Annotated in this window: 6 protein-coding genes; 4 read left to right on the forward strand and 2 right to left on the reverse strand. The window is 67.0% G+C overall.

Translation table 11 applies throughout. From position 1 onward, the window contains the following. Nucleotides 1-11 precede the first annotated feature (11 nt). A complete protein-coding gene (locus G3O00_RS19045; RefSeq protein WP_206143960.1) occupies nt 12-1145 on the forward strand; it encodes an AAA family ATPase in 1134 nt (377 codons plus the stop codon). Between the two features lie 82 nt (nt 1146-1227). Here the strand turns inward: G3O00_RS19045 and G3O00_RS19050 are convergent, their stop codons facing one another. Further along, entirely contained in the window at nt 1228-1860 is a 633-nt protein-coding gene (locus G3O00_RS19050; protein WP_206143961.1) for a 5-formyltetrahydrofolate cyclo-ligase, read from the reverse strand. 298 nt (nt 1861-2158) lie between these two features. Beyond that, nucleotides 2159-2773: a 5-formyltetrahydrofolate cyclo-ligase gene (locus tag G3O00_RS19055; RefSeq protein ID WP_241025220.1), complete on the reverse strand. Its 615-nt coding sequence runs from the start codon at nt 2771-2773 to the stop codon at nt 2159-2161. A 263-nt stretch (nt 2774-3036) separates the two neighbouring features. Here G3O00_RS19055 and G3O00_RS19060 point away from each other — a divergent pair, with 263 nt between their 5' ends. The 3 genes from G3O00_RS19060 to G3O00_RS19070 all read left to right on the forward strand — a co-directional run. After that, nucleotides 3037-3963: a LysR family transcriptional regulator gene (locus G3O00_RS19060; RefSeq protein WP_011352020.1), complete on the forward strand. Its 927-nt coding sequence runs from the start codon at nt 3037-3039 to the stop codon at nt 3961-3963. Between the two features lie 278 nt (nt 3964-4241). Beyond that, nucleotides 4242-5498: an MFS transporter gene (locus G3O00_RS19065; protein WP_206143963.1), complete on the forward strand. Its 1257-nt coding sequence runs from the start codon at nt 4242-4244 to the stop codon at nt 5496-5498. A gap of 260 nt (nt 5499-5758) precedes the next feature. Continuing rightward, on the forward strand, nt 5759-6540 hold a 782-nt coding region (locus tag G3O00_RS19070), incomplete at its 3' end, for a nitronate monooxygenase (RefSeq protein ID WP_206143964.1).

Here is a 6540-nt window from a genome sequence, read left to right on the forward strand (position 1 = left end):
GAGTCTTGACCATGAAGTACGAACAATTGCAGGCGCTCGTGCCTGCACCCGGCCTACAGCCGGACTATCGCGCGTGTCTCGCGGCGTTTCCTCCGCTCGAATACGCAAAAGCGACACAGCAGGAGCCGGCGTATCACGGCGAAGGTGACGTGTGGACGCATACGATGATGGTGATCGATGCGCTGCTGGCACTGCCCGAATACCAGGCTGCGTCGCGTGCCGACCAGGAGATCGTGTTCCTGGCCGCGCTGCTGCACGACATCGCGAAGCACAGCACGACCGTCGTCGATCCCGTTACCGGCGCGATCGGCCATCCCGGCCACTCGCGCAAGGGCGCAATCGATGCGCGGATCGCACTGTGGGATGCCGGCGTGCCGTTCGCGGTGCGCGAGGCGATCTGCCGGATGATCGCAGTGCACCAGGTGCCGTTCTTCGCGATGAGCGGGTCGCGCCGTGGCACGCCCGAATTCATCGCGCGCGAGCTGTCGTGGCAGGTCAGCCTGCCGCTGCTGTGCCTGCTTGCCGAAGCCGACATTCGCGGGCGCATCTGCGACGACACGCAGCGCGTGCTCGACAACATTGAACTGTTGCGTGAACTGGCGAGGGAAGAGGGCTGCTACGGCCAGCCGCGTGCGTTCGCCGACGCGCACACCGCACTCAGCTACTTCCGTGGCGCGGACGTACATCCCGACTATCCGCTGTTCCGTACGCCGGGCTCGCAGGTCGTCGTGATGTCGGGCTTGCCCGCGTCGGGCAAGAACACGTGGGTCGCACGACATCATCCGGATCTGCCGGTCGTGTCGTTCGACGATGCACGCGATGCATTGGGGCTGCGTCATGGGCAGAACGAGGGTGCCGTCGCACACCATGCGGTCGACGCTGCGAAGGCGCTATTGCGCGCGCAGAAGCCGTTCGTGTGGAATGCGACGAACCTGTCGCCGCTGATGCGCAAGAAGACGCTCGACCTGCTGTTTGCGTACAACGCCGACGTGACGCTCGTCTACCTCGAACAGCCGCGTGCCGAACTGTTGCGTCGCAATGCGCGGCGCGACACGTCGCTGACGAATCGCGCGCTCGAGGCGATGCTGCTGCGTTGGGATCTGCCGCTGCCGACCGAAGCGCACGCGGTGCGGTACGAAGTCTGATGCGACAAACTCACGACACGAGCCGCTACGCCGCAACGCATCGCGGCGTACCGGCTCGCTTCATTTCAGCGCCGAGTCCGCCTCAACTCGCGACGATGATGAATGTGGTGAGCGCGATCGGGAACAGGGCGAGGCCGAGCAGGCCCAACGCGCCATCGGCCGCCATCGCGATCGGCGACAACGCCAGCTTGGCGCCGCGGCCGACAGCCGTCAGCTTGTCCGTCACCTTGACATGGTACGGACGATTGAACGCCTGCGGGACCGACGAAGGCGTGACGTCGTTCGGCAGATAGCGCTTGCCGCTGATCTTGCCTTCCGACTCCAGGTAGGCACCGTCCTTCTTGAAACCGTCCGCGAGCGCACGCTCGCGCACGTCGGAGCCGGTCGGTGCGTCCGAGTAGTCCAGCCTCATCGTGTATTGACCGGTGATCGCGTCGCCGTGGGCCTCGAAATCGTCGAACGCCGTGTGGATCTTCGGGCGATAGGGGGCATTGAGCACAGTCGCAAGGCTCGGCGGCATCTCGAAGATGTAGTGATACTTCTTGCCGAGCACGACGAGTTGCTTGCCGTCTGCGGTAATCAGGAACGTCGACAAGGTTTCGTCGTATTCCGAATCCTCCATCCACGCCTTGGTGACGGGACCGAAGTTGGAGCAGCCGGCAAGCATGCCGGACGCTGCCACGGCGGGCAGCGCGAGAAATGTTCTTCTTTTCATGTGTGCTGGTTGGATGTTGTTCGTTATTCAGCGGAACCGCTTGAATGTCGGACGCTGCGTTCAATGAACGCGGCACCCTGACGGCCGATCATGCGGTTTCTTCGCTTGCGCATTGTAGGGCTAAAACGGCTGGCGCAGTATCCTCCGGGCAAAGCACCGCGCCCGGGTGCGACAGACTGCTCGCGCCCTTGCAGGCCGCCAGTCCCGCGGCCGCTCGCGCCCGTTCCGATCAGGCGACGGATCGAATCGATGCAACGCAATGAACGTGTTCGACACCACGCGTTGCGGGCAGGAAACGTCACGGTGCCCGCCGATTCGACTTCGCGACGACGACGAATGCCGTGACCGCGACCGGCGTCAGCGGGGCGCCGGCCAGGCTCCCCCTGCCATCGGCCGTCATCCTGACCGGCGAGCGCGGAAACCGGACCTGGCCGAACACCACCGACCGCTCCCTGATCTCGACATCGTATGGATGACCGGGCACCTGCGGAATCGACGACGACGTGACGTCGTTCGGTTGAAAGCTCATGCCGACGATCGTGCCGGCCGTCTCCAGCACGTCGCCCTGGGCCCGGAAACCGGTGGCGAGCGCGCGTTCGCGAAGCGCGGAGCCAGGCGGTGCGTCGTCGAGAGAAAGCCGCAACCAATAGTCTGCGGTGATCAGGCCTCGGTCAGTCTCGAAAGCCACGAAATGGATGTTCGGGCTCGCGTGGCCCGGTGCTGCAAGCGCCGCGGCAAAGGCACGCGGCAGATCGAAAACGTAGTGGCACTGCTTGCCGAGTACGACGAGCCTTTTCCCGTCCGCAGTCACCAGAAATGCAGACAACGTGTCGCGATAGCCGGTGACGCGCATCGCGCTCGGCGTCACGCGGACGGTATCGCTGCAGCCAGTCAGCATGCCGGACGCCGCCATCGCAGGCAGCGCGAGAAACGTTCTTCTTTTCATGAATGCCGTGCTGTTCTGTTCGTGGTTCGGCGGCACCGCTTGAATGTCGGACACGACGTTCGATGTACGTCATGACGCGACGGCCGTTCGTGCGGTTTCTTCGTTCGCGCATTGTATGACCAAAGCCGGCGGCGCAACGTCCCCGGCCAGGCGCCGCACCCGCGTGCGGTAGACTGCACGCTCGCTTGCCCACCGCCCACTACACGACCGCTCGCGCCCGCTGACACGCCATGGATCGAATCGATGCGATGAAGGTGTTCGTCGCCACGCTGGACGAGGGCAGCCTCGCAGGCGCGGGCCGGAAGCTCGGCCGGTCGCCGGCGGCCGTCAGCCGAGCGATCGCGTTCCTTGAAGAACACACGGGCACCGCGCTGCTGTACCGCACGACCCGGACGATCCGGCTGAGCGAAGCCGGCGAACGCTATGCGGCCGCGTGCCGGCGCATCCTGTCCGATCTCGAGGAAGCCGACATGCTGGTCGCCGACGAGCGGTCGGCGCCGCGCGGCCTGTTGACGGTCACGGCACCGGTCGCCGCCGGCGAAGACGTGCTGCGTGCGCTCCTCGACGAATTCATCGAACGCCATCCGGCCGTGTCGATCCGCCTGCAGTTGCTCGACCGCCCCGTCAGCCTGATCGACGAAGGAATGGACGTCGCGCTGCGCATTGCGCACCTGACCGATTCGACGCTCGTCGCGATTCCGGTCGGCGCGGTGCGGCGGGTCGTCGTGGCGTCGCCCGATTACCTGGCGAAGCATCCGGCGATCGAGACGCCGGCCGATCTCGCGCAGCACCGGATCATCTCGATGACGCATTTCGGTCTCGATTCGTGGAGCTTTCCGCCGTCCGCGCCATCGGCACTGCCGCAGGTCGTCCAGTTCGCGCCGCGCTTCATCATCAACACGATCCGCGGCGCGGTCGCATCGGCCGTCGCAGGCCACGGCGTCACGCGGCTCTTTTCCTATCACGTCGCAGAACCAGTGCGGAGCGGCGCGCTGCGGATCGTGCTGCGCGACAGCGAACACGCGCCGCTGCCGATCCATCTCGTCACGCCTTACGGACGCCTTTCGGTGCCGAAGGTGCGCGCCTTCGTCGATTTCGCGGCGCCTCGCCTGCGCGAGCACTTCGCGCAGCTGGCGGCCGTGACCGACGGCGATTGAACCGCAATGCGGAAGAATGGCTTTCGCGTGACGGGGATTCTCTCGACAATCGCCTCAATCTAGACTTCCTTCAACCAACGGACGCACGTGTCGCCCGTTCAGCGAATGGAGGTCAACATGCATCAAGCGCTTTCCGTCCAGCCTCGCGCCCGTGCGTTCGGACTGACGCACCGCGTGGTGTCCGGCATCGGCATTGCCCGTTTCGCATGCGTGCCGTCATCGGCAATCTTCGTTACGCCGGGGCTTCCCGCACCGCTGACCGCGACGGGGAGCGCGCAATGAGCACGCTCTCGCATGCCCCCGCTGCGGCACTGGCCGAACGGCCCGTCGCCAGCTACGCCGAACGCAACACGCGCTACTGGCGGCGCAATCTCGCCGTGTGCGTGTTCGGCTCGTTCACGACGCTCGTCAGCCTGAGCATGCTGCTGCCGTTCCTGCCGCTGTACGTGCGACAACTCGGCGTCGATGCGCAGTCGGCCGTGATCCAGTGGTCGGGCATCGCGTTCGGCGCGACGTTTCTCGGCACGGCCGTTACCGCGCCGCTGTGGGGCCGCCTCGCGGACCGCTTCGGTCGCAAGCCGATGCTCGTGCGCGCAGCGATCGGCATGGCGATCGTGATGTCGCTGATCGGCGTCGCGCACAACGTGGTCGAACTCGTCGCGCTGCGGCTGCTTGCCGGGCTCGTCGGCGGCTACGCGTCGGCGTCGACTGTGATGGTCGGCACGCAAGCACCGCGCGAGCGCGCGGGCTGGGCGCTCGGCATCCTGTCGACCGGTGCGCTTGCGGGCAACCTGGTCGGGCCGCTCGTCGGCGGGTTGCTGCCGGGCTGGCTCGGCATTCGCGGCACGTTCTTCGCCGGTGGCGCGATGATCGCCGTCGCCGCGCTGTTGACGATCTTCATCGTGAAGGAAGACTTCCACGCGGGCACCGATGCGAGAACGCGCACCGCGAGCGCCACGGCCGGCACGCCGCACCGCACGAATCGCGCGGCGGTCGCCGCACTGCTGGTGACGGCGATGATGGTGCTGCTCGCGAACATGTCGATCGAGCCGATCATCACCGTGTATATCGGCGGCCTCGGCGTGGGCGGCGACCACCTCGCGCGCGTCGCCGGCGTCGTGATGGCATGTTCGGCATTCGGCAGCATGCTGACCGCCGCACGGCTCGGCGCACTGGCCGACCGGATCGGCAGCTGGAACGTGATCATCGGCTGCCTGTTGCTGACCGCGCTCGCGATGGTGCCGCAGGCGTTCGTCACGCACTGGTGGCAGCTTGCCGCGCTGCGCGGGCTGATGGGCATGACGCTCGCGGGGTTGCTGCCGTCGATCGGCAAGCTCGTGCGGCAATCGGTCGACGAGCGCGCGACCGGGCAGATGCTCGGCTACCTGCAGTCCGCGCAGTTCAGCGGACAGGTGATCGGCCCGGTGATCGGCGGACAGATCGGCGTCGCGCTCGGGCTGCATTCGGTGTTCTTCGTGACCGGTGCGCTGCTGGCGGTTTGCGCGGGGCTCGCGCATTGGGCGCGCGGCCGATAGCGGCTGGCCGGCGGATCGCGGACTGGCGTAGGATGGGCGCAGATGCGGTGTCGCGCCGGGCAGCGGCGACGACACACACCGGCGCGACAGTTGCAGACACCGGCACGCCACATGGCTACCCGTCGTTTTCGACATGACGCTCACGTGACCGGTTGCGCACCCAGCACGACGCACGCGCACCGAGCCGAACCCGACGCACGCGCGTCGGCCCGCATCCGGCCGACGCATTTCGATCCCGAATATTGCAGGAGACAAGCGACATGAACCAATCGACCGACAACCGGACGCTGTTGCGCACACTCGGCGTGCGCGCACCGATCGTCCAGGCGCCGATGGCCGGCGTCAGCACGCCGGCGCTGGCGGCCGCCGTGTCGAATGCGGGCGGGCTCGGCTCGCTCGGCGTAGGTGCGACGAACGCCGACGGTGCCCGCAAGATGATCCGCGACACGCGCGCGCTCACCGACCGGCCGTTCAACATCAACGTGTTCTGCCACCAGCCGGCACACGCCGACGCGGCCGTCGAACACGCGTGGCTCGAGTGGCTTGCACCGGCGTTCCGCGAGTACGGTGCGACGCCGCCCGCATCGCTGTCGGAGATCTATACGAGCTTCATCGCGGACGAAGCCATGCAGGCGCTGCTCGTCGAAGAAAAGCCGGCCGTCGTCAGCTTTCATTTCGGGCTGCCGTCCGCGGACGTGATCGCCGCGCTGAAGCGCGCGGGCGTCACGCTGTTCGCGGCCGCGACGAATCTCGACGAAGCCCGCCAGATCGCCGCCGCCGGCATCGACGCGATCGTCGCGCAGGGGATCGAAGCGGGCGGGCACCGCGGCGTGTTCGATTCGACCGCGCATGACGATCGCCTCGGCACGTTCGCCCTCACGCGACTGATCGTGCGCGAATGCGCGCTGCCGGTGATCGCCGCCGGCGGCATCATGGACGGCGAGGGGATCGCCGCCGCGCTCGCGCTCGGCGCGCAGGCCGCCCAGCTCGGCACGGCGTTCGTCGCGTGCCCGGAGACGTCGATCGACGACGGCTATCGCCC

The organism is Burkholderia sp. Ac-20384, from assembly GCF_017104605.1.
GTDB lineage: Bacteria > Pseudomonadota > Gammaproteobacteria > Burkholderiales > Burkholderiaceae > Burkholderia > Burkholderia lata.